This is a genomic window from Halorhodospira halophila SL1, from assembly GCF_000015585.1.
Classification (GTDB): Bacteria; Pseudomonadota; Gammaproteobacteria; order Nitrococcales; family Halorhodospiraceae; genus Halorhodospira; species Halorhodospira halophila.
Genome location: NC_008789.1, coordinates 1,986,349 through 2,011,794, shown reverse-complemented (window position 1 = coordinate 2,011,794; position 25,446 = coordinate 1,986,349). Strand labels below are relative to the sequence as shown.

The following is a 25,446-nucleotide window of genomic DNA, read 5'->3' as shown; positions in this document are numbered from 1 at the left end:
GTATCGAGGAGGCGTCCCCCGCGTGGTTACCGGTCTGTTCCGCCACATCTTTACGTTCGGCTCCCTGACCTTTGTTTCGCGGATGCTCGGCCTGGCCCGGGACGTGATCATCGCCGGTGTGTTCGGTTCGGGGGCCCAGACGGATGCCTTCATCGTTGCCTTCAAGATCCCCAATTTCATGCGCCGGATTACCGCCGAGGGCGCGTTCTCCCAGGCGTTCGTGCCGGTGCTCACCGATTACCGGACCCACAGCACCCACCGCGAGGTCCGCGCCCTCATCGCTTACAGCGCCGGCACCCTGGGGTTGGCGTTGGCACTGGTGGCGGCACTCGGGATGGCGGCGGCGCCGGCGGTGGTCAGCGCCTTTGCGCCCGGTTTCAGTGACGATCCCGAGCGCTTTGGGCTGACCGTCGACCTGCTGCGGGTCACCTTCCCCTACATTCTATTCATATCCCTGGTGGCGTGCGCTGGCGCCGTGCTGCACACCTGCAATCGGTTCGCCTCGTTCGCCTTTGCCCCGGTGCTGCTCAATGCTGCCATGATCGGGGCCGCGCTGTGGGCCACACCCTGGTTCGAAGAGCCGATCATGGCCCTGGCGGTGGCCGTGACCGTGGCCGGTGTCCTGCAGCTGCTCCTGCAGCTGCCTTTCCTCCACCGCGAGGGGCTGCTGGTGTGGCCCCGGCCGTCCTTGCGCCACCCCGGTGTCCGGCGTGTGGCCAAGCTCATGGGGCCGGCGGTGATCGGCTCTTCGGTGATGCAGGTCAATCTGCTGGTGGACACCATCCTCGCCTCCTTCCTGATCACCGGCAGCGTCAGTTGGCTCTACTTCTCGGACCGGCTGGTGGAGTTCCCGCTGGGCGTCTTCGGCATCGCGCTGGGTACGGTATTGTTGCCCCGCCTCTCGGCCGAGCACGCGGGCAGCGAGCCGGAGCGTTTCTCGCGCACGCTGGACTGGGGGCTGCGCCTGGTGCTGCTGGTGGTGGCCCCGGCGACCGCCGGGCTCATCGTCCTGGCCGGTCCGATCCTCGCTACGCTCTTCCAGTACGGGGCCTTCGGGCCGGAGGATGTGGTCGCCGCGTCCTGGTCCTTGGCCGCCTACAGCCTCGGCCTGTTCGGCTTTGTCCTGGTCAAGGTGCTGACGCCGGGGTACTTCTCCCGGGAGGACATGAAGACCCCGGTCTACTGCGCCGTGGCCGCAGTTGCGGTCAATCTGGTGCTGTCCGTCAGCGCGGTGTGGGCGCTGCACGAAACGCCCTACGGCCACGTGGCCCTGGCGGCGGCCACCGCCGCTTCGGCAACGGTCAACTCGGCGCTGCTGTTCACCGGCCTGGTGCGCCGGGGGGTCTACCGGGCGGGTAGCGGCTGGCTGCGCCTGATTGGGCAGGTCGCCGTGGCCACAGCCCTGATGGTCGCGGTCCTGGCCTATCCCGCGCTGCGCCTGGAGGCCTGGCTGGAGGCCGGCGTGGCCATGCGGGTGGCGGCGCTGGCCGCAGTGGTGTTGGCTGGCGGGGGCGTCTACTTTGCGACGCTCTACGCCCTCGGGGTGCGGCCGCGGCAATTCCGTGAACCGCCGGCGCCGGCGCCGGAGGCGGCTGGCGAGTCGGGCGGCTAGCCGAGCCTGTTGCCGGGCTAGTACACTTGATCCTTTTCTCAGGGACCATGGAACTCATCCGGGGATTGCATAACGTCCGGGCGTGTCACCGCGGTGCGGCGATCACCATCGGCAACTTCGATGGGGTCCACCGTGGCCACCGGGCCATGATCGACCGGCTGCGCGAGGAGGCGGCGCGGCGCGGTTGCCCGGCCGTGGTGGTCACCTTCGAGCCGCACCCGATGGAGCGCCTGGCCCCGGCGCGGGCGCCGGCGCGGCTGACCGGGCTGCGAGAGAAGGTGCGCCGGCTTGGGGAGACCGGCGTCGATGCGGTCCTCTGTCTGCGCTTCGATCAGCATCTGGCGGCGGTGGAGGCCGAGGCCTTCGCCGGCGAGCTGCTCGGTGGGCGACTCGGCGCCGGATTCGTACTGGTCGGTGACGATTTTCGATTCGGCCGCCAGCGGCGCGGCGACCTGGAGATGCTCCGGCGTGCCGGGGAGGCGTGGGGCTATGAGGTCGCGCCCATGGAGACGGTCACCCGTTCCGGAGAACGAGTCAGCAGTACCCGCATCCGCGAGGCCGTGCGGGCGGGCCGCTTTGCCGAGGCGGCGGAGCTGCTGGGCCATCCTTACTGTATCCAGGGGCGTGTGGTCCACGGTGACGCCATGGGGCGACAGCTGGGGTGGCCGACGGCCAACCTGCGGCTATCACCGGAACGCATCCCCCTCGATGGGATCTACGCCGGGTGGGCTCGGGGGGGTACCGAGCAGCCGTGGCCGACGGCCATCAGCGTTGGCATCCGACCCACGGTCGGGGGGCGGCGCACGGTCTTCGAGGCCCACCTGATCGACTTCGACGGCGACCTGTATGGCCGCCACCTCTGCGTCGAGCCGGTGGTCCGGCTCCGCGGCGAGGCGCACTTCGACGGGCTCGATGCGTTGGCACGACAGATCGGCGAGGACGTACGCGCGGCGCGGCGCGTGCTCGGTCAAGAACACCACTAGACGAGGCGGCGACGTGAGCGAGTACAAGCACACCCTCAACCTTCCCCACACCGAGTTCCCGATGCGGGCGCGCCTGGCCGAGCGCGAGCCCCAGCGTCTGCAGCGCTGGGAGGAGGAAGACCTTTACGGCGCTATCCGCCGGGCGCGGGCCGGACGCGAGCGCTTCATCCTCCACGATGGTCCGCCCTACGCCAATGGCGATATCCACATCGGCCACGCCGTCAACAAGATCCTCAAGGACATTATCGTCAAGGCGCGCACCCTGGATGGCTACGACGCGCCCTACATCCCGGGCTGGGACTGCCACGGCCTGCCCATCGAGCACAAGGTCGAGGAACAGGCCGGCAAGCCCGGTGCGGAGCTGACCTACGCGCAGTTCCGTGAGCGTTGCCGTGCGTTCGCTGCCGAGCAGGTGGAGGGGCAGCGTCAGGACTTCAAGCGCCTGGGGGTGCTCGGGGACTGGGAGCGGCCGTACCTCACCATGGATTACGCGACCGAGGCCGGCATCCTGCGAGCCCTGGCCCGGATCTTCGAGGGGGGGCACGTCACCCAGGGGTTCAAGCCAGTGCACTGGTGTGCCGATTGCGGTTCGGCCCTGGCCGAGGCCGAGGTGGAGTACGAGGAGCGGACCTCGCCGGCGGTGGATGTGCGCTTTGCGGTGGTCGATGAGCTGGCGCTGCAGCAGCGCGTATTGCTCGAGGGCGAGGGCGTACAGGCGGGAACGGCCTCGGTGGTGATCTGGACCACCACGCCCTGGACGCTACCGGCCAACCGGGCGGTGGCGGTGCACCCGGAGCTGGAGTACGTCGTGGTGGCCCTGGACCACAGCGAGCGGCTGGTCCTGGCCGCGGAGCTGCTTGAAGCCACCCTGCAGCGTGCCGGGGTGGAGTGTTACGAGGTGGTGGGCCGCTGCCGCGGGGCCGACCTGGAGGGGCTGTCCCTCCAGCACCCCTTCCTGGACCGCCAGGTGCCGGTGGTGCTGGGCGAGCATGTCACCACGGACGGCGGCACCGGCTGTGTGCACACAGCCCCGGGGCACGGTCAGGAGGACTTCGAGGTCGGTCAGTGCTACGGCCTGGAGGTGACCAACCCGGTCGACGGTGCCGGCTGCTTCTTCGAGGATACCGAGCACTTCGCCGGCCTGAATGTCTTCGACGCCAACCCCCGCGTGGTCGAGGTGCTCGAGTCTCGGGGGGCGTTGTTCCATCACGAGAAGTATCGGCACAGCTACCCCCACTGCTGGCGGCACAAGACCCCGGTGATCTTCCGCGCTACGCCGCAGTGGTTCATCGATCTGGACCGCCACGGCATGCGTGAGTGTGCCCTGGCCGGGATCGAGGGCGTGCGCTGGATGCCGGACTGGGGCCAGGCGCGGATCGACGCTATGGTGCGCGGGCGCCCTGACTGGTGCATCTCCCGCCAGCGTCACTGGGGCGTGCCGATCGCCGTGTTCATCCACCGTCGCAGCGGTGAGCCCCACCCGCAGACCCCGCAGCATATGGAGGCGGTGGCGGCGCGCATGGAGCACGAGGGACTCGAGGCGTGGTGGGATCTGGACCCGGCCGAGCTGCTGGGCGACGAGGCCGCCGAGTACGAGAAAGTCACCGACATCCTCGATGTCTGGTTCGACTCCGGGGTGACCCACGCCACTGTGCTTGAGCAGCGCGAAGGCCTGCAGGTCCCGGCGGATCTCTACCTGGAGGGGTCGGATCAGCACCGTGGCTGGTTCCAGTCCTCCCTGCTCTCCTCGGCGGCGATCCGTCAGGCGGCCCCCTACCGGGGCGTGCTGACCCACGGCTTCACCGTCGATGAGCAAGGCCACAAGATGTCCAAGTCCCGGGGGAACGTGGTGGCCCCGCAGGACGTGATGGACCGTCTCGGCGCCGACATCCTCCGCCTGTGGGTGGCCTCGGCGGACTACAGCGGCGAGATCGCCGTCTCGGACAACATCCTGCAGCGCACCGCCGACGCTTACCGGCGCATGCGCAACACGGCCCGCTTCCTGCTCGGTAACCTGCACGGTTTCGAGCCTGGCCGTGATGCCTTGGTGGCCGAGCAGCTGCTGCCGCTGGATCGCTGGGCGGTGGCCCGGACGCGGGCTCTGCAGGAGCGCATCGTTGCCGCCTACGATCGCTACGAGCTGCACCGCATCTACCACCTGCTGCACAACTTCTGTGTGGTGGACATGGGCGGCTTCTACCTCGACGTGCTCAAGGACCGGCTCTACACCACGCCGGCGGATAGCCGTGCCCGGCGCTCCGGGCAGACGGCCATGTACCACATCGCCGAGGCCCTGGTGCGCTGGCTGGCGCCGATCCTCTCGTTCACCGCCGACGAGATCTGGGGGCACCTGCCCGGGGAGCGCCGCGAGCCGGTGTTCACGGCGGAGTGGTACGACGGGCTCTTCCCGCTGGACGATGAGCCGGCCGAGGCCGCTTTCTGGGATCGGGTGATGGAGGTGCGTACCGCGGTCAGTCGTGAGTTGGAGCGGCTGCGCAACGAGAAGGTCATCGGCGCCAACCTGGATGCCGAGGTGGATCTCTACGTCTCTTCGGCGCTCGCCGAGGAGCTGGCCCCTCTGGGCGATGAGCTGCGCTTCGTGCTGATCACCTCGGCGGCGCGCATCCACGCCGCGACCGAGGCCCCGGTGGACGCGGCCAGCGCTACGCTGGAGGACGGCAGCGAGGTGCGCATCGCGGTGGCCGCGTCGGCCCATGACAAGTGCCCGCGCTGTTGGCACCGCAGTCCGGATATCGGCGCCAGCGATGAGCACCCGGAGCTGTGCGGCCGCTGCGTCGAGAACGTGGCCGGGTCCGGCGAGTACCGGGCCACGGCCTGACGGGGGAGGGCATGGGCTACCGGCTCTGGATGCTGCTTGCTGTCGCCATCGCGGCACTGGATCAGGCCACCAAGGTCTGGGCCCAGGCGGCGCTGCGGCCCTACGAGTCGGTGGAGCTGCTGCCGGTCCTCAGCCTGACCCTGGGCTACAATCCCGGGGCTGCCTTCAGCCTGCTGGGCGACGCTGGCGGCTGGCAGCGCTGGCTCCTGGCCGGGGTGGCCGCTGCGGTCGGGGTGTACCTGGCCTATTGGCTGCGGCGCATCGGCGCGTCGCAGCCCTGGCTCTCCGCAGGGCTGGCGTTGATCCTCGCCGGGGCCCTGGGCAACCTGGTGGATCGCCTGCGGCTGGGGCAGGTGGTGGACTTCATCCACCTGCACTACGCCGGTTTCCACTGGCCGATCTTCAACGTCGCCGATATCGCCATCACGGTCGGTGCAGGGCTCGTGATCGTGATCCTTCTCTTTTTTGATCGGTCGAACCTGTAGGGAAGAGCGAACGGAGGTCCCCGTGCCCAAGATCCACCTTGCCAACCCTCGCGGTTTCTGTGCCGGCGTGGACCGCGCCATTGCCATTGTCGATCGAGCCCTGGCGGTCTACGGGTCTCCGGTCTATGTCCGTCACGAGGTGGTCCACAATCGCTTTGTGGTGGATGACCTGCGCGGGCGGGGTGCGGTCTTCGTCGAGGAGCTGCACGAGGTGCCCGACGGGGCCACCGTCATCTTCAGCGCCCACGGCGTGCCGCAATGGGTCGCCGACGAGGCCGAGCGCCGCGGGCTGCAGGTCTTTGATGCCACCTGCCCGCTGGTGACCAAGGTCCACAAGGAGGTGCGCGGGCATGCCCGCGCCGGTCGCGAAGTGGTGCTGATCGGTCACGCCGGCCACCCGGAGGTGGAGGGCACCATGGGCCAGTATCTGGCCCCTGAGGGGCAGGGCGGCATCTATCTGGTGCAGAACCAGGAGGAGGCGGCGGCACTGCAGGTCCGGCGTCCGGACGATCTCGCCTTCGTTACCCAGACCACGCTGTCGGTGGACGATGCCGCCGGTATCGTTGAGGCGCTGCAGCGGCGTTTTCCTGCCATCCAGGGGCCGCGTAAGGACGATATCTGCTACGCCACGCAGAATCGCCAGGATGCCGTGCGCGCCCTGGCCGAAGAAGTGGACTTGATGCTGGTGGTGGGATCGGTCAACAGCTCCAATTCCAACCGCCTGCGTGAACTCGCCGTGCGCTGCGGCACCGAGGCGTATCTGATCGACGGCGCCGCCGATCTGGACCGCGACTGGCTCGACGGCCGGCAGGCGATCGGTGTGACGGCGGGGGCCTCGGCGCCGGAGAGCACGGTCATCGAGGTGGTCGAGCAGCTCCGCGCCTGGGGGTGCGAGCCGCCGGAGGAGCGCTCGGGGAAGGCAGAGACGGTGACCTTCGGGTTGCCCAAGGAGCTCGGGCAACCACCGGCAACGTCATGAGCGTCGCGCCGGTGCGTCGTCCCGCTCCTTGAGGGGGTGGAGGACCAGAAGGGCCGCGGGCCGGCGTTGACGGACCTGCTCGGCGACCGCCCGCGGTACGACCCTCAGGCCATCGTCGGCGGTGACGAGACCGGCGTAGCCGTCCGCCAGCTGCCGTTGTTGTTGCCGGGTGACCCAGACGTGACGGATCCGCTGGCCCTCGGTGAAGTGGTAAGCCGTATCCGCTCCCCAGCGCGGCAGCGCGTAGTGGTGGATCAGGTCGGGCAGCGGGATGCGAGCCTCCAGTGGTGTCTGCGCCGACGCCCCCTTCGCCCGGCGGGGGGCTCGATCCCGGCGTGGCCGCCTGCGGCTCTCCGGACGGGACCCCGAGCGCTGATTGCGGACCTTCTCCTGGCTCGCTAATCCTGCTCTAACAAGTTGTTCCTGAAGAGAATTCTTCATATGCAGCATTCTGCACGGACGCCCCGCTGACGTCGACCCCCGGGCGCTACACAGCGCGTTATACTGACCCGGCAAGGTGTTTTCCCGGGAAAGCGAGAGGGCTATGACGGTGTGGATTCGGGGTGCCCTAGTGCTGCTGGTGGTTGTGGCTTTGGTGGGCTGCGGCCACTCGGTGGAGCGAATCGACCGGGACGAGGAATACGACCTCTCCGGGCGTTGGAATGACCAGGATTCGCGCCTGGTTGCCGAAGAGATGATCGCCGACGCCCTGGATCGCCCCTGGCTGCGGGATTTTCGCCGCGAGGAGGGGGCTCGGCCGACGGTCATCGTCGGCGACGTCCGCAACCTCAGCCACGAGCACATCAACACCCGCACCTTCGTCAACGATATCCAGCGGGAGTTGATCAATTCCGGCCAGGTGGACTTCGTCGCTGACGCCGATCAGCGCGAGCGGATCCGGGAGGAGCGCCGGGATCAGGATCTGCACGCCAGCGAGGAGACCCGCAAGGCCATGGGAGAGGAGCTGGGCGCGGATTACATGCTGCTCGGTTCGGTGAACTCCATCATCGATCAGGAGGGTCGGCGCCAGGTCCGTTACTACCAGGTCGACATGGAGCTGATCAGCCTGGCCGATAACCGCAAGGTCTGGATTGGCAACAAGGAGATCCGCAAGCTCGTGCGCTCGGCCTCGGCACGGCCCTGAGCGGCGGGGCCGCGTGAGGTCTGGACTGCGTTGGTCCGGGCTGGCGGTGGCGCTGGCCATCGCGTTGGCCGGGTGCACGACGTACGGTGACCGAATGGGCCCGGTGGAGGCCGCGGTCGACGAGGGGGACCCGCGCCGGGCAGTGGAACTCCTCGATGAGCGCAGCGGCGGCTCCGGGGACCGGGTGGTGGACCTGCTCAACCGGGGCGCGCTGCTGCGCATGGCCGGCGAGTTCGAGGCGAGCAATCGTGCCCTGGAGGCGGCCTATGACGCCATTGCCGAGGTCGACCCGCTGAGTGTCTCCGAGAGCGTTGGAAGCCTGATGGTGGGCGAGACGGTCTTTGCCTATGCCGGCGAGCCCCACGAACGGGTGCTGCTCCATCTGCTCATGGCCTTCAATTATCTGGATCTGGGTGACCCCGACGCCGCCCGGGTGGAGGCCCTGCGGGTGGATCTGCGTCTGCAGCGCCTGGCTGCCGAGCAGGGCCGGTCCGTCTACCGGCAGGACCCCTTCGCGCGGTATCTCAGCGGGCTGATCTTCGAGCGTCTCGGCGAGCCGGATCAGGCCCTGGTGGCGTATCGCCAGGCCTACCAGGCGTACCGGGAGCAGGGCGGCCGCCTGGGCGTCGCCGTGCCCCAGGCGCTGCACCGGGATCTGCTGCGTCTGGCTGATGAACTGGGTCTCGACGACGACCGGGCCGAGTGGCAGGAGGCGTTCGGGAAGGACACCTGGCCGGATCCGGCCGCGCATCGCGAGCAGGCCCATGTGGTGATCGTCGCCGGGGTCGGATTGGCGCCGCGTAAGGGCGAACAAGGGTTCGCGGTGCAGGACCATCAGGGGCGCATCCACAGCGTGGCCCTGCCGTATTACGAGCCGCGGCAGCGGCCGGTTGGGGGCATCCGGGTCAGCAGCGAGGCGGCCTCGGTCGTGGCAGAGCCGGTGCACGATATCGATGCGGTCGCCCGTATCCTGCTCCAGGAGCAGCAGGCCGCGCTGGCTGCCCGGGCGCTGGGCCGGCTGTTGGTGCAGAAGGAGATGATCGATCAGGCCCGGGAAGCCAGTCCGGTAGCCGGCCTGGCTATGAACATCTTTACCCTGGTCGCCGACCGCGCAGATACCCGGACCTGGGGGATGCTGCCGGCGCAGTACTACATGGCCCGGATCAGCCTGCCGCCCGGTGAGCACCGGCTCGAGCTGGTCTATCAGGGGCGCTCCGGGCACGCCCTGACCCGGGTGGATCTGGGGCCTCTGGAGCTTGAGGCCGGGGAGTACCACTTTGTCTTTGATCGCTGGGTTTCGGCGCATGCTGGCTCCGTAACTCGCAGGGAGGAGCCGTGAGAAGTCTGGCCCTGTTCCTGGCAGGGGTCCTCCTGGCGGTCGGCTGCGCCGGTGGCGGTTCGCGGCCAGCGGAACCGCCGGGCTGGGTGGAAGGGGCTGAGCCGGCGGAGTTTCCGCGTGCCCGCTACCTGACCGCGGTGGGGACGGCCGACAGCCGTGAGTCGGCCCAGGATCGGGCCCGGGCGGAGTTGGCGCGGGCCTTCGAGGTGCACGTGGCGGCCCGCACGCAGCAGGAGGATCGGTTGGAGTTCGGTGCAGGTGCGACCCGGCACCAGGCGACCCTGGGCCAGCAGGTCGCGACTCGGACCGAGGTGACCCTGCGCGGCGTCGAGATAGGCGAGACGTGGCGAGAGCCCGAGAGCGGTCGCTACCACGTCCTGGCGGTCCTCGACCGCCAGCGAGCGGCCAGTGCCCTGCGCGAGGCCATGGCGGGGCTCGACGCTGCGACAAGTCGTGATCTGCGCCAGGCGGATGAAGCGGAGGATCCGCTGCATGCGCTTGCCGCGCTGGCGCGGGGTCTCGAGGCGCAACGCCAGCGCGCCGAATACCAGCAGGCCCTGCGGGTGCTGACGGGTGCTGGCATGGCCGTGCGCTATGAGCCTGCGGTACTTCGGGCACGACTGGCTTCGGAGGCCGCGGCGATCCCGTTCCGGACCGAGGGGCGCGGAGCCCATCCCGACCGGGTGGCGCAGACGCTCCGCGCCGCGGTGGTCGCCGCCGGGTTCCAGGTGGTGGAGGGAGGCGGCGAGGACGCCTATCGCCTGGAGGCCGTGCTGGAGTTAGAGGACCTGGGGCAACGCGATGGCTGGTACTGGCAGCGTGGCGGGCTGACGCTGCGTCTGCTCGACCGCGCCGGCGAGCCCCGCGGTGAGCACCGCTGGTCGGTGCGCGGCGCCGCCACGGATCGCACGACGGCCGAGCGCCGCGCGCTGGAGCAGGTCGCCGACCATCTCAGGGAGGGGCTGCGTGGGGTGATCATCGATCTGGCGACCGGCCGGACGGAATGAACGGGTCCAGGGTTCTGCTAGAAGCGCCCGCGCAGGGTTGCTGAGGCCAGCAGAGAACTCGAGCGGCTGCCGCGGTAGTCATCCGGCACCAGGTCGCGATCGACACTGCGTGCCGAGGCTTCGAGGCGGAGTTCGATCCGCTCCCAGGCGTATCCGCCCCCGCCGAGCAGGTGGAAGCCGGTGCCGGTGAGGGTATCGCCGTCCGCGCGCTCCAGGCGCTCGTAATGCAGGCCCGCGCCCATATAGGCGCGCGGTCCCCGCTCGCGGAACTCGCGGCCGAAGCGGACGGTCAGGTCGGTGGCGCTCCAGCGCTCGGGGTCGTGTTCCTTGAAGTGGCTCCCGCTGGTGCTCAGCTGCTCGCTGTGCAGGTGGGCGATCCCGACCGAGGCGTGCTCGCTGACGGCGTACTGGAGGTCGAGCGTCGGACCGTGGGCGCGCAGACGTGTGGACTCGCTGCCGTGGCGTTCGCGTACGGAGAGGTGCTGATAGCCGTAGCCAACGCCCACGCTCCAGTTGCGCTGGGCGGGCGCGCCCTCCTCCTCGGCGCGCTCGGCAATGCGCACCGCCTCGGGCTGCTCGGCCGGTTCCTCACGAGCTTCCTCCCGGTCCGTCCCAGGGATTCCGCCCTGCCACCAGCTCGGTCGGTCCGCGCTCGGTGGGGCTTCGCTGGGCTCCGGGGGCGCCTGGTCATCCAGGATGCCCATGATCCCAGGCATCAGGGACGGGCGCATCTCCATGGCGTGCCGGGCGATGGGATCGGCTAGGCGCGGGTAGGTCGACAGCAGCTCTGAGACCTCGTCGAGGAAGGCCGAGTCGTCCCGCAGGGCGGCCTCCTCGATGCGCGTCAGGGCGTCGTCGAGGATCCCGCGCTGATGGTCTGTCAGCAGGTCGATGTCTCCGGCCGCGCTCTCCGCTGCCGGTGCCTCGGGCTCCTCGGCCGCCGCGGGGAGTACCGGCCAGAGGGCCGCGGCTAGGATCAGGAAGCCGGCGCGGTGTCTGCTTCCGGAGGGGCGGGTAGGCCGACGATACCGGTGCATGGGCGGCTCCTGTCTGGTTCGCGGGGATCCGCTGTTCCCACACCGAAGGATAGCCAGCAAGCGCGCGCTTCGCGACCCACCCCAACTGGGCTATTCGGCGATCTCCGCACGGATGCGTTCGACAGCTTGGCCGTACTGTGAGTGATCGGGGGCGGTCTCTTCACTGCGGCGGGCCGCTTCCAGTGCCTCTTCGTGTCGATCCAGACGGAGCAGCGCCCAGGCCAGATTGTGGTGTGCGGCAGCCAGTGAGGCCTCTTGATCGCCCGCCTTGCGGTAGGCGTCGGCGGCCTCCCGGTACTCGCCGCGCGCATAGCGGACATTGCCCAGCCCCAGCCAGGCGTCAGCGTGTTCGGGCCAGCGCGTGATCGCTGCCCGGTATCCATTCAGGGCCGGCGACCAGCGCTCCTGCCGCTCCAGCTCGGCCACCGCCGCAACCCAGTCCCCGGGGATGGCGCTGGCGGGCAGGTGGCCCGGGGTTGGTACGACGATGGCCCAGTGTTCGCCGCGCTGCCAGGTGCGTTCGAAGCGGCGTAGCGAGAGGGTCTCACGGCGTTCCGTCCCGGAGCGCAGGGTGACCGTCCCGGCGTCTAGGTCGTAACCCACGAGCACCGCGTAATGCCAGCGCGGCAGTACCTCCAGCCCCAGGTTCTGCAGGACCAGCACGGGCTGCCCGCCGGCGACTTCCCGAAGCAGGTCACTGAAATCGGCCGAAAGTTCAAAGGGGACGCGATCGGCGCGCCGCGCCGCCGCCATGAGCTCGTTCTGCAGTGAGCCCTGACGTTCCGGCAGGTAGACCGCATCCACCAGTTCGCTGGCGGTGGTCGGGACGCCGCTAGCCACCAGGATCGTAGCCAGTGCCGCAGGGCCGCAGTAGTAGGTTTCGTCTGGGAAGAAGGGAGCGTCGTGCAGCTCCGTCGCCCGCGGGAGGGTGGATGACTCCTGCGCCTCGGCGACCACCTCCGGGTGCTGCAGCGCCGGTCCGGCACAGCCGACCAGCGCCGCGCCGAGCAGCACCCCCACCACCGCGGCGGGCCGCAGGGCGGCCCGCCGGCTGGGCGGCGAGACGGGGGGTACCCCCGGGCGGCGGTTCAGCGGACCAGGAGCCAGATGATGACCAGTAGGAGGATGGTGGTGGCGCCGATGGAGACCCCCGCTCCGGCCGGTTGCTGTTCGATGTGCTCGGCCAGTTCCCGGGCCTCTTCGTCGCTCAGGGCCGCCACGCGCTCTTCGGCTTGGGCCGGATCGACGCCGTAATCGGTGAGTGCCTGCTGCACGTCGTCACGCTGCAGTGCCTGTTGCACACGATCGCGATCGGATGCCACCTGACGTTCGCTGATGACGTCGCTGGTGCCGACGACACCGGCCAGGGCGGTGGTCGGCGCCATGGTGCCCAGCGACAGGGCGAGCCCAATCAGGACGATGAGACCTCGGATGCCAGTGCGTTTCATGGACGATCTCCGCTATTGGGGGAGGGTTTTTTGATGGGAAGACCCACAATGTTGGGAGGTTGGCACGCTGCTGTGCGCGACGCAACGTGCCCAGATCACGACGGCATCGGTGCCCTCAGCCGGCCACGCGCTGGAGGAAGTCAGCAAACAGTCGCTGTAGGGTCGGCAGGTGGTCGTTGAGGTCATGCTCGGCATCGAGCAGGTGCAGCCGGGCCCGCTGGCGCTCCGCATACGTCACCACCGACGGGGGCGGGATCAGCGCATCGCGCCAGCCGTGGACAATCTCCTGGTGGCGAGTGGTCGGTGCCGGATAAGCCGGATACCCCGGGATGCCGATAGCCGGCGCAAGCAGGAAGAGGCCGTCAGCGCCCAATTCGTCGGCAGCGTTGGCCATGACGTAGCCGCCCATGCTTGAGCCGACCAGCACCAGCCGCCCCGTGGCCTGGGGGCGATGCTCCAACAGCATGGCCACCCGCTCATCCGGATCCTCGGTGGCGGTGAAGTCGATGCTCTCCACGGCGAACCCCGCCTGCTCGGCGATGGGCAGGAGGGCCTTGCTCTTGTGGCCCCGCGGGCCGGTGCCCTTGCCGTGGGCGTAGTAGACGTGATGGTGGGTCATGCGGTGTGAATGGTGCCGGCGAGTGGACTTGAACCACCGACCTGCCGATTACGAATCGGCTGCTCTACCAACTGAGCTACACCGGCGCTGAGTACCTTGTCGATAACGCCGCGAATTGTAGCCGAAGGGTGGGCGGGGAACCAAGCCCCCCGTGCGTCATCGGGCCGCGGTGGCGTGCCCGGCATCCTGCGCTAGCCTTCGAGGGTGCGCATGGAAAGTGCGGATGGAACCCATACGCGAGGAAGGGATGCCTCGCCACTCAGGATTCACACTCCTCGAGGCGCTTGTGGCCCTCGGGCTCTTGGCCGGTGTCGCGGCCGTGTCGCTCCTCGCCCTGTACGGCGGGGTGCACGGGGCTCGTGATGCCGGTTATCACGTCCGGGCGACCCTCCTTGCCGAAGAGTTGATCGCCCGTGCCCGGCTGGTCGCCCCGGATCAGCGCGCCGCTGCCTTGGCCGCGGTCGATGCGGGTGATATCGACGCGTGCCAACCGCCGTCGGTCAAGGATCAGCCCCGTGGCGATGTGGTCGATGCCGACGGCTGGCGGGCCGAGGTGGCCTGCCAGCTGCCGCAGGCCGAGGTGTCGGCCGAGGCGGCCGCCGATCGCATCCGCGTCGAGCTCCGCTGGCAAGCCCCCCACCGCGACGCGCCATCGTCCCTTGAGCTTTCCGGGCAACTCCCTGAGGTCAATCGATGATCCGGCGCATGGGTGGTGTGACGCTGGTCGAGCTGCTCGTGGCGCTCGGGGTGGCATCGGTGGCGTTGCTCGCCGCGGTGCAGCTCCTCGGCAGTGCGCTGCGCGCCAGCGCCACGGTGGAAGACCTGGGGCGGGTGGCGGACAAGGGGGCGTTGCTGCGCCAGATGCTCGATAGGGAAGTCTCCCGGGCCGGGGAGGTCCCCTGCGGTGGTACGACCCCCCTGTATCGGGGCGAAGGCCCCGCGGACGAGGTGATCGCGAAACGGCTCGATCCGCCGGGGCTGCGTGCCGAGGAGGGTGGGCTGACCTGGTCGCGCTATCCGGCGGAGTCCCAGGGCGTGGTGACCGGCTACGAGGCCCTCGAGGTGGCGGCCCCGGAGGCGGACATCGAGCTGGATGCGCCCGTGACGGAGGCGTTCGGAGGCCTGCCGGGAGCGGTCCTGGTGGGTGGTGGAAGGGGGCTGTTCCTGCTTGAGGTCGAGGAGGTGCGCGGGACCAAGGGCCTGAGGCTTCACGGGGTTGGCGAAGGTCACGAGTTGCCCGAGCGCGGCGTGGCATGGGTCCCTTGGTGGCAGGTGGAAGAGTCGGCGGAGGATGACGATGCGCGGTCCGTTCAAGTGCACCGGTTGCGGCCGACGGACGACGGCGGTCAAGACCGGGTGCCCACCCTGAACCTCGGCCGGGGTGAGCAATCTCCCCAGCCGATCCTGCGCGGGGTCGAGGCACTGGAGATGGGCTTCGCCGAGTGTCCGGGTGCCGACGACCCGGCCGAAGGCCCCGGTTATCCGGAGCGCTTTAGGAGCGCCAAGGAGGTGGACGACTGGCTGCGGGTCTGTGCTGTGCGCTTCACTGCACGCATCCGTGCCGGTGGCGAGCGCGGCGCCACCAAAGCGGACCAGATCCAGACGGTCACAGTGCCGATCCACGGGAGGCTGCCTTGACGGTGGCCTCCCGGCAGGCCGGCTTTGCTGTACTCGGTCTGAGTGCGGTGGTGGTCATGCTGGCGCTGTTGTCGTGGTCGGTGGTTGCACCCACCGCCCTGCAGCTACGTGCGGCTGCGGCCCTGGAGTCCCGGGCTGCGGCCCGCCTGGCGGCCGGCGACGAGCTGGCCGCGGCGATGCGCGACCTTGCATCCGGCCGCCAGGGCGCCGGCGACCCCGGGTGCTGCAGCGGCGAGGCAGCGGCGCCATGCTACGCTATCGAGCGCAATCACGGTCAGTTCCGGGTTTGCGCCCGTGGCCTTGGGGGCGACCGGACCGAGGTCTGCCTGCAGGCGGGCGTTGTGCTCGAGCCGGCGCAGGCATCGGGGGCGGCTGACCGCGTCGAGATCCGCTGGCAGCGCGAATGCCCCCACGGAAATCTGGATTGAGGACGGTCTTATGAAGAGAGTGGGTCAGCGCGTCCGTGTGGCTGGCTTCAGCCTGGTCGAGCTGATGATCGTACTGGCTATCCTGGCCATCCTGGTGGCGATCGCCTACCCGTTCTACGGCCAGTACAAGGTGCAGGCGGATCGCAGCGATGCCACCGCCACTCTGCTGGATACTTGGATGGCGCTCGAGCGCTGTTTCATCCAGGAGATGAGCTACCAGGCGTGCACAGATGAGGTCCCGGAGTTGTCCGAGCGGGGCCTCTATGAACTCGAGATCGAGACCGACGCCGATGGCTTTCGCCTGACCGCCACACCGGCGCCGGGAAGTCCGCAGGAGGCGGATGAGGCGTGTACGGAATTCACCCTCGATCACCGCGGCGAACGGGGCAGTGCCCCCGGGGCCGCGGAGGTCTGCTGGGGCGACTGACCCCGGGATTCACGCTGACCGAGCTGCTGGTGGCGCTCGCCCTGATTGCCGGGCTGACCGCTGTGGCGGCGCCACAGTTGGGTGCCGGTGTGGATGAGGTCCGCGCTTGGGTCTGGCAGCGGGAACTCCTCGCCGGGCTGGAGCGGGCACGCATCGAGGCACTGGACCAAGGCGAGACGGTCACCTTGTGCGGCGGCACCCCGCAGGCCGGATGCGATGCGCAGGGCTGGGACGACGGCTGGATCCTGTTCCGCGGCGAGGCTGCATCCGGCCAGGCGCCGGGACCGGAGCAACTCCTGGCCCGGGGGCGTGGGATCGGGCCGGGTCACCGGGTCGTGTCGGACAGCGGGCGGGAAGACTTCCGGTTTCAGCCTGATGGCTGGCTATCGCGCATTTACGGCGACACCCTGAGGCTTTGTCGCGACGGCGCGGCAGTGGTCGCCATCCGTGTGGCTAGCACCGGCCGGGCAAGAGCGGACAACGATCAGCGGGGTGAGCCCTGCGATTGAGGCCTCAGGAGGCTGGCCCCGGGGGCGCGCCCGGAAGCCCGGCAACCAGTCGGTGGGCTTGGTACGGCGTGGCCAGCGCAGCAGCAACGCGGGCGATCTCCTCGGCCAGCGGGCGATCGTCCTCCAGCGGTGGGGCCAGTTCGCGTACCCATCCCAGGGTACGCCGCGCGCTGCTGCTAAACCCGACACCATCGGCCAGCTCGAGGCCTTGCGCCAGCACCAGCGCCTCGATGGCCAAGATCCGCTGCAGATGGTCCAGGTTGGTGGCTGCCTGCCGCGCTGCGCGGGTGCTCATGGGGACGATGTCCTGGTTGTCGGCGTTGGTCGGTATCGATTGGATGGAGGCTGGGTGGGCCCCGGTCCGCATCTCGGCCACCAGGGCCGAGGCCGTGACCTGGGCCCCCATGAAGCCGCTGTGCAAACCGGTCTGGCGCGGCTGCATGAAGGCCGGAAAGCCGCTGCGGGTTGAGTCGGTGATGCGGCTGATGCGCCGTTCGCTGTGTAACGCCAGCTGCACCACGGCATTGTTCAGGGCGTCGGCGGCGAAGGCAAGGTGCTGGCCAAAGAAGTTGCCGCCGTGCAGCACGCGCCCCTCGTCCGGGAAGAGCAGGGGGTTGTCGCTGGCGGCGTCTAGCTCGCTGGCTACGGTCTGGTTGTGGAAGGTGATGCTGTCCAGCACCGCGCCCAGCGCCTGGGGCAGACAGCGAATCGAGTAGGGGTCTTGGGGGAGGGGCTGATCAGGAAGCACGGCCTCCTGGCCCTCGGTCAGCCGGGGCGGTGTGCCGGTCCACGGTTGGAGGCGCTGGCTGTCCTCGGCAAGAGCGGTGAGCCAGGCGTGGGCGCGCATCTGCCCGGGGTGGGGCCGGACGGCTCCGATGGCCGGCTGGAAGGCCTCGGCATGGCCACCGAGAAGCTCAGCGTAAACCATCCCCAGCACCGCACAGACCCCGGCGGCACGTTCAGCACCTGCACCGTTCACGGCGCATATGCCCGCGGTGGTGGAGGTGCCATTGACCAGGGCGATGGCGTCCTTTCCGTCCAGGGTCCACGGTTCCCAGCCGAGGCGGCGTTGGGCGGCGTCGGCGGGCTCCCATTCCCCGCCGTTGATGCACACCCGGCCTTCGCCCATGAGGGCCCGGGCCACATGGGCCAGCGGGGTCAGGTCGCCGCTGGCGCCGACGGTGCCGATGGCCGGCACCTCTGGCACCACGTCGTGTTCCAGCCACGCCAGCAGCCGCTCCACCACCGCTGGCGTCACCCCGGAGTGGCCCCGGGTGACGCTGGCGATCCGCGCGCCAAGCGTCGCCCGGGTGTGACAGCGGGAGAGCGGCTCGCCGACGCCGCTGCACAGGTGGTAGACCAGGTTGCGCTGCAGGGTGCGTGAGGCCGAGGGGTCGATCCGGCTGGTGGCCAGGGGGCCGTAGCCGGTGGTGACGCCGTAAACCTGGCGGCGCTCATCCACCAGGCGCTGGAGGTATGCCTCGGCCGAGCGCAGCCGCTTCCAGCCGGTCGGCGAGACCGTTGCGGTCCTGTGGCCGTAACCGATGGCCTCGATGTCTGCGGCGCTCAGGCTGCCGGCCAGGTCCACTTCGGCCATGCTGCTCAGTCCCAATCCTGCAGCTTGCCCATGGCGTTGCGCGGCAACTCGGGACCGATGCGCAGGTCGGTCGGCCGCTCCACTGCCGGCAGGTGTTCCCACGCCCAGGTTTCCAGCGCCTGGCGTAGCTCCTCGGGGTCGGTCTCGGGGTGAGCCGGGACGATGAAGGCCTTCAGCCGCCGCTGGCTGCCCTCTCCGTGGCTGCGTATCGCGCAGGCGGCAACCGCCTCGTGGCTCTCGAAGCGGCGTGCCACGTGCTGCGGCGAGACGTTGACCCCGCCGATCTGGATGATGTCATCGATGCGCCCGCGGGGCCGGAAGACCCGCTCGTCCAGCCACTCGAGCCGATCCAGCGGGGTGATGGTCACGGCCGACCCTTCGGGCAGTGCGCGCCGGAGGTTGCCGTCGGCGTTGCACTGCCAGTAGGGCAGGAGTCGGTAATCCTCTGCGGGGGCCCAGCGCAAGCCGATCCCGCCGGTCTCCGTGGCGCCGTAGACCTCGACCAGGGCGTCCAGTCCGGCCCGCGGCAGCCCGTGCCGACAGGCTGCCTCGAGTGGGGCCGTCGAACTCACGCCGGTGCCGCCGGGGAAGCGGTGATCGCTGTCGAGTAGGTAGCGCCATCGCGCCGGGACGCTGGCGATGAGGTCGTCGGGTGCGGGGTTGCGGAACAAGGCGGCGGGAGCCTCGTGGCTCTCGACCACCGTGCTGCCCAGGGTGCGGGGTAGGGCGACGCCGAAGACGAACCCATACAGGTGGTGGAGCGGCAACCAGGCGATCACGCGTCGGTGGTGGCCGAGGGCCGCGGCCAGGGCCTCGGCTTCCTGGGTCAGGGCCGACCAGCTGTGATGGTGGGATTGCGGGGTGCCCGTGCTGCCGGAGGTGGAGAAGCTCAGGCCGCTGGTGTGCTGGCTGCCCTCGGCGATCAGTTCAGCGATATCGCCGATGCGGCGCACCGTCAAGAGGCGGTCCTCCACCCCGGTCTCGTGGAGGCAGAAGAGGCGATTCAGGGCGCTGGCCAGATGGAGCCGATCCAGCGAATCGGCGCGGATGGGGGTGTGGTCCAGCCGGGTGTCCGCGCAGATGTCCGTTCCCTCGGGCGGGTCATTGCGGTGACCGCGCCCCTCGGCCAGTTCGCCGGGAATCAGGCTGCGCAGCAGGCGCAGCACCTCATCGGCATTCAGCCCTTGCATCGGTCGATCCTTCTGCGGCTCCCCGCACACGGTGCGTGCGGGGAGCTGGGCCCGGGTCTAGACGCGCTTGACGAAGACCCAGTAGCTGTCCCCGGAGAGGGCCTTCTTCATGTGCACCTTCACCTTGGTCGGGGTCATCTGGTAGTCGAAGGTGTACTCGAACATGGTGTTGAGGTTGCCGGAGGCCACGCCCTCCTTGAACTTGCCGGAGAACTCCGGGCTATCCGTGCACGGGGCCACGTCCTTGAAGAAGTTCTTGCCGATCACCTCCTTCGGGTTCCGGCCGGTGATGTCGCCCTCGGCGGCGTTGTACTGAAGGATGGTGCCGTCACCGTCGAGCTGGATGGCGCCGAAGGCCAGGTTGTCCAGCTGACTGTCGTCCATCTTGGCCAGGGTGTTTTCGATGTCGTCGCTGCCGAAACCAACGTGTTCCATGGTGATGCTCCTCTGCTTGCCACCGCGTGGTGAGCCCGACTCACCACTGACTGGTCAGCGTATATGTACAATCCTTGTATAACAAGGGGTGCTCGTGCTCTCCCAGGTTATCGGGGTCTCCGCAGTTGGTAAGGAGTGGGGTCCAGATCGCAGGTGCGTTCCTCCAGCTGGTCGGCAACCAGGCGTGCGCTGCCGGCGGCGAACGTCCAGCCCAGGTGGCCCACGCCGGTGGCGAGATGGAGGCCGGAGACCGGTGTTGGGCCGAGGATCGGCAGGCCGTCGCAGGTCATCGGGCGCAGGCCGGCCCAGGGGTGGCTCGGGGCGTCCGCCAGTTGCTCGGCCAGGTGCGGGAAGCGGCTCAGCCCCTGCTTGCGGACGACCTGCCAGCGCCGCTCGTCCAGGTTCAGGTCGAAGCCGGTGATCTCCGCCTTGCCGGCGATGCGCAGCTGGTCACCCAGCCGGGTGAGCACCACCTTGCGGGTGTCGTCGATGATGGGCATCTCCGGGGCGCCCTTGACCCCCTTCAGCGGGATGCTGACCGAGTAGCCCTTGACCGGTTCAATGGGCAGGCGCACGCCGAACGCGCGGGTCAGGGCCGGGCTATAGCTGCCCGCTGCGACGACCACGGCATCGACGTCCACGACCCCGCGGCTGGTCTCGACGCCCTCCACCCCGGCAGGGCCGCCCAGCAGTCGACGTGCCGTAGTGCCCAGCCAGAGCTCGGCGCCCTCGGCGGTCAGCCGCTCGGCGAGGGCTGCGGTGAACTGCAGTGGGTCGCCACAGCCGTCGTCGGGGAACTCGATGGCACCGGCCAGTTGATCTGCGGCATCGCTCAGAGCCGGTTCGCGGGCGAGCGTCTCGTCGATACTCAGAACCCGGTGGCGGATGCCCAGAGCCTCCACGGCGGTCGCTTCGGCGCGTCCGTGCTCCAGGGCGTCGGGGTCGTCGAAGAGCTTCAGGATGCCGCTGTCGCGGGCATCGAAGGTGAGTCCGAGGGCATCGCGCCAGGCGCGTGCCTGCTGTACGCCGTAGAGGGCCAGCGCCGCGTTGGCGTCAGCGTGACGCCGGTAGCGCCGCGCGGTGGCGTTGGCCAGGAAACGCAGTGACCAGCTGGGGTTGCGCAGCACCCGCAGGGGGTTGATGCGCAGGGGCGAGTCGGATTTCCCGAGCCAGCCGATGGCGTCGCGGAGCACGCCTGGCGGGTTCCACGGGGCGGCGTGGCCGGCGTGGAGCTGGGCGCCATTGGCAAAGCTGGTCTCCTGTGCGACCTCATTGCAGCGCTCGATCAGCACGGTCTGGTGGCCACGGGCGGTCAGCTCCCAGGCCACGGAGGTTCCGACGACGCCGGCCCCGACTACAGCGATGCGCATCGGTCTTCTCCCTCGGTTGTGGTTTGGATACGGCTCAACCTCGCGGGCGCGGCAAGGGGTTACTGTGCGCCGCTGCCGTGTCGGAAACGGTGCCAGCCTTCGGCGCGCAGCCGGCAGGCCGGGCACTCGCCGCAGCCGTAGCCCCATTCGTGGCGCTGCTCCCGCATGCCGTAATAACACGTATGGCTCGCCTCGACGGTCAAATCCACCAGTGCGCTTCCGCCAAGTTGTTCGGCCAGCATCCAGGTCTGGGCCTTATCCAGCCACATCAATGGGGTGTGCAGCACCAGCCGCTCGGCCATGCCCAGGTTGAGGGTGACCTGCAGGGACTTGACGGTGTCGTCGCGGCAGTCGGGGTAGCCGGAGAAGTCGGTCTCGCAGACGCCAGCAACCAGATGGCGGATGCCGCGCCGGTGGGCCACGGCTGCTGCCAGCGTGAAGAAGAGCAGGTTGCGGCCGGGGACGAAGGTGGTGGGCAGGCCGCGCGCGTCGTAGGCGATTTCGGCATCTTGAGTCAGTGCGGTATCGCTGATCTCGCCCAGCACGCCGGCATCCAGCACACGGTCGCTGCCCAGGCGCGCCGCCCAGTCGGGGCGGAGGGCGCGCAATCCGTCGAGGACCTCCTCGCGGGCCGATAGCTCCACATCATGACGCTGGCCGTAGGCGAAGCCCACGGTCTCGACCCGGCTGAAATACTCCAGTGCCCAGGCCAGGCAGGCCGTGGAATCTTGTCCCCCGGAGAAGAGGACCAGGGCGGACTCCTGCTCGGTGCTGGCGGGTACCCGCTGTGGGCGCTCGGCCATCGCCTGATTCCTGGTTCACGGTCGCGTACCCGCAACAGGATAGGGGTTGTGCGCGGCGTCCGCTAGACCCGCAGTGGGCGGGTAACGGGGACAGTCGCCTGGCTTAGCCCGCCAATCCCTGGTGCCCCTCGGTGGATGGACGTCGTCCGCCGGGTTGGGGTCAGTGGCCGGTGCCCCGGTAGGCGGCCAGCAGGGCCTGTTCGGTGCCCGCCCAGCTGGTGTCTGCGGCGGGGCCGATGACCTCTAGCCGGCTCTCGCCCCGCCAGGCCGTCGCCTCCGCCCGCACGCCATCGCCATCGGCATCCACGCGCAGCCAGTCGCGGCCGGTGCGCATGACGCCCTTGACGCGCTGACAGTCGCGCAGGGACTCCAGCACCTGGAGCAGGGCGTGGCGATCGAAGACATCCTCGGAGTGGAAGATCCATCCGCACGCCGGGACGGCGCCGCCGCTCTGTTCGGCCCGCACGGGCTGACCCGGCTCCGGCGCGGCGCGCCCGGCCCCGTGGTGGTGCTCGGCCGCGCGGTGGGGGGCTGGTGCCCCGGTGTCCAGCGTCCCGGCCCGGCCGGCCGGCTCATCCAGCCAGGCCGGATCGATACGGCCGTGGGCTGCCTCCTCGATGCGCTGCTTCGGCGGGTAGAGGGTGTGTGCCCAGGAGTTGAAAGCGGCCCGCTCGCTGGCGCTGCACAGGTCCGTCTTGTGGGCGATCAGGACATCGGCCAGCTGCGCTTGGTCGCGGAAGGCGTCGTGTCCGGCGACCCGCGGGTCGTCGAGCTGTCGCGGGTCGACCAGGGTCAGCGTGGCGCGCAGGGTGATGGCGCCCTGCTGCTCGAACTCACGGAGTAGGTCGAGGATGCGGGCCGGGTGGCCGAGTCCGGTCGGCTCGATGAGCAGGCGGGCCGGGCGGCTGCGGCGCAGCAGGCGGGCCAGGGCGATCCGGAACGGCGCCCCGAGGGTGCAGCACAGGCAGCCGCCGGGGAGTTCTTCGATCGCCGCGCCGTCTTCGAGGCGGGTGGCGTCGACGCCGACGTCGCCGAACTCGTTGACGAGCACGGCCCAGCGCTGATCGGTCGGGCGGGCCTCGGACAGTAAATGCCGGATGGCCGTGGTCTTGCCGACGCCCAGAAAACCGGTGATCAGGTTGGTGGGGGCGGGTGCGTGCATGGCGTGCAGGATACGCCCACCGGCCAGTCGCCGGCCAGGCCCGCCCACGGATCTGCAGTGCTACAATCGACGGCCTATGTCTGGGAATACCTTTGGCACCCTGTTTACGGTCACCACCTTTGGTGAGAGTCACGGCCCCGCGCTGGGCGGCGTGGTGGACGGCTGCCCGCCGGGGCTGGCCCTGACCGAGGCCGACCTGCAAGTCGAGCTCGATCGGCGTCGGCCCGGGCGCTCCAAGCACACCACGCAGCGCCGCGAGAGCGATCAGGTGCAGATCCTCTCCGGGGTCTTCGAGGGGGTGACCACCGGCACCCCCATCGGTCTGCTCATCGAGAACACCGACCAGCGTTCCAAGGATTACTCCGAGATCGCCCAGCGGTTCCGGCCTGGGCACGCCGACTACACCTATCAGCAGAAGTACGGGGTTCGCGATTACCGCGGCGGCGGCCGTTCTTCGGCTCGGGAGACCGCCGTGCGGGTGGCCGCCGGGGCCATCGCCCGCCGCTACCTCGCCCAGCGTCTCGGTATCGAGATCCGCGGGCGGCTGGCCCAGATGGGTGGGATCGAACTCGGCGCCGAGGACTGGTCGGCGGTGGATGACAACGACTTCTTCTGCGCCGACCCGGCGCGCATCCCGGAGCTCGAGGCCCTGATCCAAGAGGTGCGTAAGGCTGGCGATTCGGTGGGCGCTGCCGTCGAGGTCGAGGTCCGCCATGTGCCGCCGGGGCTCGGCGAGCCGGTCTTCGACCGTCTGGATGCCGACCTGGCCAAGGCGCTGATGTCCATCAACGCCGTCAAGGGGGTGGAGGTCGGCGCCGGCATGGCGGCGGCAGGGCAGCGGGGCAGCGCCCATCGCGACGAGCTCACCCCCGCGGGATTCGCCGGCAACCAGTCCGGCGGGGTGCTCGGCGGGATCTCCAGCGGACAGGATCTGGTGGTGCGGGCGGCGCTGAAGCCGACCTCGAGCATGCTCATCCCGGGGCGCTCGGTGGACGTGCACGGCGAGCCGGTCTCGGTGGTGACCAAGGGGCGCCACGATCCGTGTGTCGGTATCCGTGCGGTGCCCATCGCCGAGGCCATGGCGGCGCTGGTGGTGATGGACCACTGGCTGCGGCATCGGGCACAGAACGCCGATGTCGAGTCCGGGACCCCGGTGCTGCCCGCCCGCGACCGGGAGTAATCCCTTGAGCGGCGGGACTCCGGGCGGGGCGCAACCGGCGTTGCCGTACTGGCGGCTCTCGGGCTTCTACCTCTTCTTCTTTGCCGCCCTCGGGGCCCTGATGCCCTACTGGGGGCCGTACCTGCGCGCCGAGGGCTTCTCCTCGGCGGAGATCGGTCAACTGCTGGCCATTCTCCACGCCACCAAGATCATCGCCCCGAACGTCTGGGGGGTGCTGGCCGACCGCCTTAATCGACGCATGGCGGTGGTGCGCGCGGCCTCGGTGGTGGCGCTCCTGGCCTTCTCGGCGATCCTCCTCGCCGAGACCTTCGGCGCGGTGGCGCTGGTCATGGCCCTGTTCGGGTTCTTCTGGAACGCCGCACTGCCCCAGTACGAAGCCAATACGTTCAACCATCTGCGCGGGCAGGAGCACCGCTACAGCCGCATCCGGCTGTGGGGGTCGGTGGGGTTCATCCTGTCGGTGATGGGCATCGGCGAGATGCTCGATCGGGCCGGTTTCGATGCACTGCCCTACGTGGTGCTGCTGATCTTCGGCGGGCTCGCGGTTTCCAGCCTCATCGCGCCGGAGGCCGGGCGTGCCACGCACCGCGCCGATGGGGACGGTTTCTGGGAGACCTTGCGCCGGCCGGCGGTGATCGGGTTCTTTCTGGCCTGTTTCCTCAACCAGATGGGCCACGGACCGTTCTACGGCTTCTTCAGCATCTACCTGGAGGATCACGGCTACAGCGGCGGGCTGATCGGCGCGCTGTGGGCCTGGGGGGTGGTGGCTGAGATCGCCATCTTCCTGGTTATGCACCGGCTGCTGCCTCGTTTTGGCGCCCGCACCTTGCTGACCCTGGCCCTAGCGCTGGGCGGCCTGCGCTGGCTGATGGTCGCCGCGTGGGTGGATTCGGCCTGGCTCGTGGCCCTGAGCCAGACCTTCCATGCCGCCAGCTTCGGGATCTATCACGCGGTGGCGATCGATGTGGTCAACCGGTTCTTCACCGGCGCCGCGCAGGGTCGGGGGCAGGCGCTGTACTCCAGTCTGACCTTCGGTGCCGGGGTGGCGCTGGGGTCGCTGCTCTCCGGCATGGCCTGGGATCTCTTCGGCGGGCAGACCTTCCTGGCTGCCAGCGCGGTGGCCTTCCTGGCGGCGATCCTGGCGGCCTGGAGCCTGCGCGGGCAGCGGGCCTGAGGGCATTTCCCCCGAGGGGGGTCGGTCCGATATAATGTTCA

Annotated in this window: 26 protein-coding genes and 1 tRNA gene; 15 read left to right on the top strand and 12 right to left on the bottom strand. The window is 69.5% G+C overall.

From position 1 onward, the window contains the following. The first annotated feature begins 22 nt into the window (after positions 1 to 22). The 5 genes from murJ to ispH are packed head-to-tail and all read left to right on the top strand — an operon-like array spanning position 23 to position 6,898. Positions 23 to 1,612, top strand: a complete 1,590-nt coding sequence (murJ, locus tag HHAL_RS09280; protein WP_011814624.1) for a murein biosynthesis integral membrane protein MurJ — start codon at positions 23 to 25, stop codon at positions 1,610 to 1,612. A gap of 47 nt (positions 1,613 to 1,659) precedes the next feature. Beyond that, a complete protein-coding gene (locus HHAL_RS09275; protein WP_011814623.1) occupies positions 1,660 to 2,595 on the top strand; it encodes a bifunctional riboflavin kinase/FAD synthetase in 936 nt (311 codons plus the stop codon). Positions 2,596 to 2,608: 13 nt separating this feature from the next. After that, entirely contained in the window at positions 2,609 to 5,434 is a 2,826-nt protein-coding gene (ileS, locus tag HHAL_RS09270; protein WP_011814622.1) for an isoleucine--tRNA ligase, read from the top strand. 11 nt (positions 5,435 to 5,445) lie between these two features. Next, positions 5,446 to 5,919 carry a signal peptidase II gene (lspA, locus tag HHAL_RS09265; protein WP_011814621.1) on the top strand — a complete coding sequence of 158 codons (474 nt, stop codon included), beginning with the start codon at positions 5,446 to 5,448 and terminating at the stop codon, positions 5,917 to 5,919. Between the two features lie 22 nt (positions 5,920 to 5,941). Then, the gene (gene ispH / locus HHAL_RS09260) at positions 5,942 to 6,898 is read left to right on the top strand and encodes a 4-hydroxy-3-methylbut-2-enyl diphosphate reductase (RefSeq protein ID WP_011814620.1); all 957 of its coding nucleotides are present in this window, start codon (positions 5,942 to 5,944) and stop codon (positions 6,896 to 6,898) included. Here ispH and HHAL_RS13120 read toward each other — a convergent pair. Beyond that, complete coding sequence (locus tag HHAL_RS13120; protein WP_011814619.1) at positions 6,893 to 7,339, bottom strand: DUF2058 family protein; 447 nt, start codon at positions 7,337 to 7,339, stop codon at positions 6,893 to 6,895. The two genes, ispH and HHAL_RS13120, sit on opposite strands and share 6 nt — an antisense overlap. Positions 7,340 to 7,442: 103 nt before the next feature. On the opposite strand from HHAL_RS13120, the gene HHAL_RS09250 reads away from it, so the two are divergent. The 3 genes from HHAL_RS09250 to HHAL_RS09240 are packed head-to-tail and all read left to right on the top strand — an operon-like array spanning position 7,443 to position 10,388. Continuing rightward, positions 7,443 to 8,042 carry a penicillin-binding protein activator LpoB gene (locus HHAL_RS09250; protein WP_041595153.1) on the top strand — a complete coding sequence of 200 codons (600 nt, stop codon included), beginning with the start codon at positions 7,443 to 7,445 and terminating at the stop codon, positions 8,040 to 8,042. A 13-nt stretch (positions 8,043 to 8,055) separates the two neighbouring features. Continuing rightward, positions 8,056 to 9,381: a COG3014 family protein gene (locus HHAL_RS09245; protein WP_011814617.1), complete on the top strand. Its 1,326-nt coding sequence runs from the start codon at positions 8,056 to 8,058 to the stop codon at positions 9,379 to 9,381. Further along, the gene (locus HHAL_RS09240; RefSeq protein WP_011814616.1) at positions 9,378 to 10,388 is read left to right on the top strand and encodes an LPP20 family lipoprotein; all 1,011 of its coding nucleotides are present in this window, start codon (positions 9,378 to 9,380) and stop codon (positions 10,386 to 10,388) included. Before HHAL_RS09245 ends, HHAL_RS09240 begins: the two co-directional genes overlap by 4 nt. A gap of 17 nt (positions 10,389 to 10,405) precedes the next feature. Here the strand turns inward: HHAL_RS09240 and HHAL_RS09235 are convergent, their stop codons facing one another. From HHAL_RS09235 to HHAL_RS09215, 5 genes are all read right to left on the bottom strand, one after another. Beyond that, positions 10,406 to 11,425 carry a hypothetical protein gene (locus tag HHAL_RS09235; protein WP_011814615.1) on the bottom strand — a complete coding sequence of 340 codons (1,020 nt, stop codon included), beginning with the start codon at positions 11,423 to 11,425 and terminating at the stop codon, positions 10,406 to 10,408. Positions 11,426 to 11,515: 90 nt separating this feature from the next. Next, a complete protein-coding gene (locus HHAL_RS09230; RefSeq protein WP_049751610.1) occupies positions 11,516 to 12,439 on the bottom strand; it encodes a PA2778 family cysteine peptidase in 924 nt (307 codons plus the stop codon). A gap of 74 nt (positions 12,440 to 12,513) precedes the next feature. After that, entirely contained in the window at positions 12,514 to 12,873 is a 360-nt protein-coding gene (locus HHAL_RS09225; RefSeq protein WP_011814613.1) for a PA2779 family protein, read from the bottom strand. 115 nt (positions 12,874 to 12,988) lie between these two features. Next, on the bottom strand, positions 12,989 to 13,492 hold the full coding sequence (locus HHAL_RS09220; protein ID WP_011814612.1) for a YqiA/YcfP family alpha/beta fold hydrolase: 504 nt from the start codon (positions 13,490 to 13,492) through the stop codon (positions 12,989 to 12,991). A gap of 10 nt (positions 13,493 to 13,502) precedes the next feature. Beyond that, positions 13,503 to 13,578: transfer RNA gene (locus tag HHAL_RS09215), tRNA-Thr, on the bottom strand. A gap of 137 nt (positions 13,579 to 13,715) precedes the next feature. Here HHAL_RS09215 and HHAL_RS12725 point away from each other — a divergent pair. The 5 genes from HHAL_RS12725 to HHAL_RS12720 are packed head-to-tail and all read left to right on the top strand — an operon-like array spanning position 13,716 to position 16,494. Then, positions 13,716 to 14,189 (top strand): prepilin-type N-terminal cleavage/methylation domain-containing protein, encoded by a 474-nt coding sequence (locus HHAL_RS12725; protein WP_081432210.1) that lies wholly within the window; start codon positions 13,716 to 13,718, stop codon positions 14,187 to 14,189. Then, positions 14,186 to 15,130 carry a hypothetical protein gene (locus tag HHAL_RS09200; RefSeq protein WP_049751607.1) on the top strand — a complete coding sequence of 315 codons (945 nt, stop codon included), beginning with the start codon at positions 14,186 to 14,188 and terminating at the stop codon, positions 15,128 to 15,130. The genes HHAL_RS12725 and HHAL_RS09200 overlap by 4 nt, the downstream gene beginning before the upstream one ends. Next, positions 15,127 to 15,558: a hypothetical protein gene (locus HHAL_RS09195; protein ID WP_011814609.1), complete on the top strand. Its 432-nt coding sequence runs from the start codon at positions 15,127 to 15,129 to the stop codon at positions 15,556 to 15,558. The genes HHAL_RS09200 and HHAL_RS09195 overlap by 4 nt, the downstream gene beginning before the upstream one ends. Before the next feature lie 10 nt (positions 15,559 to 15,568). Continuing rightward, complete coding sequence (locus HHAL_RS09190; protein WP_011814608.1) at positions 15,569 to 15,985, top strand: type IV pilin protein; 417 nt, start codon at positions 15,569 to 15,571, stop codon at positions 15,983 to 15,985. Further along, positions 15,907 to 16,494, top strand: a complete 588-nt coding sequence (locus HHAL_RS12720; protein ID WP_011814607.1) for a GspH/FimT family pseudopilin — start codon at positions 15,907 to 15,909, stop codon at positions 16,492 to 16,494. The genes HHAL_RS09190 and HHAL_RS12720 overlap by 79 nt, the downstream gene beginning before the upstream one ends. A gap of 4 nt (positions 16,495 to 16,498) precedes the next feature. Here the strand turns inward: HHAL_RS12720 and HHAL_RS09180 are convergent, their stop codons facing one another. The 6 genes from HHAL_RS09180 to HHAL_RS09155 form a co-directional block, all read right to left on the bottom strand. Further along, on the bottom strand, positions 16,499 to 18,091 hold the full coding sequence (locus tag HHAL_RS09180; protein ID WP_011814606.1) for an HAL/PAL/TAL family ammonia-lyase: 1,593 nt from the start codon (positions 18,089 to 18,091) through the stop codon (positions 16,499 to 16,501). Between the two features lie 5 nt (positions 18,092 to 18,096). Next, positions 18,097 to 19,281, bottom strand: a complete 1,185-nt coding sequence (gene pcl / locus HHAL_RS09175) for a 4-coumarate--CoA ligase (RefSeq protein ID WP_011814605.1) — start codon at positions 19,279 to 19,281, stop codon at positions 18,097 to 18,099. 57 nt (positions 19,282 to 19,338) lie between these two features. Further along, a complete protein-coding gene (pyp, locus tag HHAL_RS09170) occupies positions 19,339 to 19,716 on the bottom strand; it encodes a photoactive yellow protein (RefSeq protein ID WP_011814604.1) in 378 nt (125 codons plus the stop codon). Between the two features lie 107 nt (positions 19,717 to 19,823). Then, positions 19,824 to 21,086: a D-amino acid dehydrogenase gene (locus tag HHAL_RS09165; protein ID WP_011814603.1), complete on the bottom strand. Its 1,263-nt coding sequence runs from the start codon at positions 21,084 to 21,086 to the stop codon at positions 19,824 to 19,826. 59 nt (positions 21,087 to 21,145) lie between these two features. Then, positions 21,146 to 21,889 (bottom strand): 7-cyano-7-deazaguanine synthase QueC, encoded by a 744-nt coding sequence (gene queC / locus HHAL_RS09160; protein WP_011814602.1) that lies wholly within the window; start codon positions 21,887 to 21,889, stop codon positions 21,146 to 21,148. A gap of 160 nt (positions 21,890 to 22,049) precedes the next feature. Then, positions 22,050 to 23,051, bottom strand: a complete 1,002-nt coding sequence (locus tag HHAL_RS09155) for a CobW family GTP-binding protein (protein WP_011814601.1) — start codon at positions 23,049 to 23,051, stop codon at positions 22,050 to 22,052. 76 nt (positions 23,052 to 23,127) lie between these two features. Here HHAL_RS09155 and aroC point away from each other — a divergent pair, with 76 nt between their 5' ends. Together aroC and HHAL_RS09145 are read left to right on the top strand one after the other, a co-directional pair. Further along, positions 23,128 to 24,231: a chorismate synthase gene (gene aroC, locus HHAL_RS09150; RefSeq protein ID WP_011814600.1), complete on the top strand. Its 1,104-nt coding sequence runs from the start codon at positions 23,128 to 23,130 to the stop codon at positions 24,229 to 24,231. Between the two features lie 4 nt (positions 24,232 to 24,235). Further along, on the top strand, positions 24,236 to 25,405 hold the full coding sequence (locus HHAL_RS09145; protein ID WP_011814599.1) for an MFS transporter: 1,170 nt from the start codon (positions 24,236 to 24,238) through the stop codon (positions 25,403 to 25,405). Positions 25,406 to 25,446 lie beyond the last annotated feature (41 nt).

Coding starts and splice junctions, on each gene's coding strand:
- HHAL_RS09165 (WP_011814603.1), bottom strand. CDS start 21,086: ATGCGCATCGCTGTAGTCGGGGCCGGCGTCGTCGGAACCTCCGTGGCC.
- HHAL_RS12725 (WP_081432210.1), top strand. CDS start 13,716: ATGGAACCCATACGCGAGGAAGGGATGCCTCGCCACTCAGGATTCACA.
- pyp (WP_011814604.1), bottom strand. CDS start 19,716: ATGGAACACGTTGGTTTCGGCAGCGACGACATCGAAAACACCCTGGCC.
- queC (WP_011814602.1), bottom strand. CDS start 21,889: ATGGCCGAGCGCCCACAGCGGGTACCCGCCAGCACCGAGCAGGAGTCC.
- pcl (WP_011814605.1), bottom strand. CDS start 19,281: ATGCAAGGGCTGAATGCCGATGAGGTGCTGCGCCTGCTGCGCAGCCTG.
- lspA (WP_011814621.1), top strand. CDS start 5,446: ATGGGCTACCGGCTCTGGATGCTGCTTGCTGTCGCCATCGCGGCACTG.
- HHAL_RS09180 (WP_011814606.1), bottom strand. CDS start 18,091: ATGGCCGAAGTGGACCTGGCCGGCAGCCTGAGCGCCGCAGACATCGAG.
- HHAL_RS09225 (WP_011814613.1), bottom strand. CDS start 12,873: ATGAAACGCACTGGCATCCGAGGTCTCATCGTCCTGATTGGGCTCGCC.
- HHAL_RS09190 (WP_011814608.1), top strand. CDS start 15,569: ATGAAGAGAGTGGGTCAGCGCGTCCGTGTGGCTGGCTTCAGCCTGGTC.
- HHAL_RS13120 (WP_011814619.1), bottom strand. CDS start 7,339: ATGAAGAATTCTCTTCAGGAACAACTTGTTAGAGCAGGATTAGCGAGC.
- HHAL_RS09220 (WP_011814612.1), bottom strand. CDS start 13,492: ATGACCCACCATCACGTCTACTACGCCCACGGCAAGGGCACCGGCCCG.
- HHAL_RS09235 (WP_011814615.1), bottom strand. CDS start 11,425: ATGCACCGGTATCGTCGGCCTACCCGCCCCTCCGGAAGCAGACACCGC.
- HHAL_RS09200 (WP_049751607.1), top strand. CDS start 14,186: ATGATCCGGCGCATGGGTGGTGTGACGCTGGTCGAGCTGCTCGTGGCG.
- aroC (WP_011814600.1), top strand. CDS start 23,128: ATGTCTGGGAATACCTTTGGCACCCTGTTTACGGTCACCACCTTTGGT.
- HHAL_RS09250 (WP_041595153.1), top strand. CDS start 7,443: ATGACGGTGTGGATTCGGGGTGCCCTAGTGCTGCTGGTGGTTGTGGCT.
- HHAL_RS09155 (WP_011814601.1), bottom strand. CDS start 23,051: ATGCACGCACCCGCCCCCACCAACCTGATCACCGGTTTTCTGGGCGTC.
- HHAL_RS09275 (WP_011814623.1), top strand. CDS start 1,660: ATGGAACTCATCCGGGGATTGCATAACGTCCGGGCGTGTCACCGCGGT.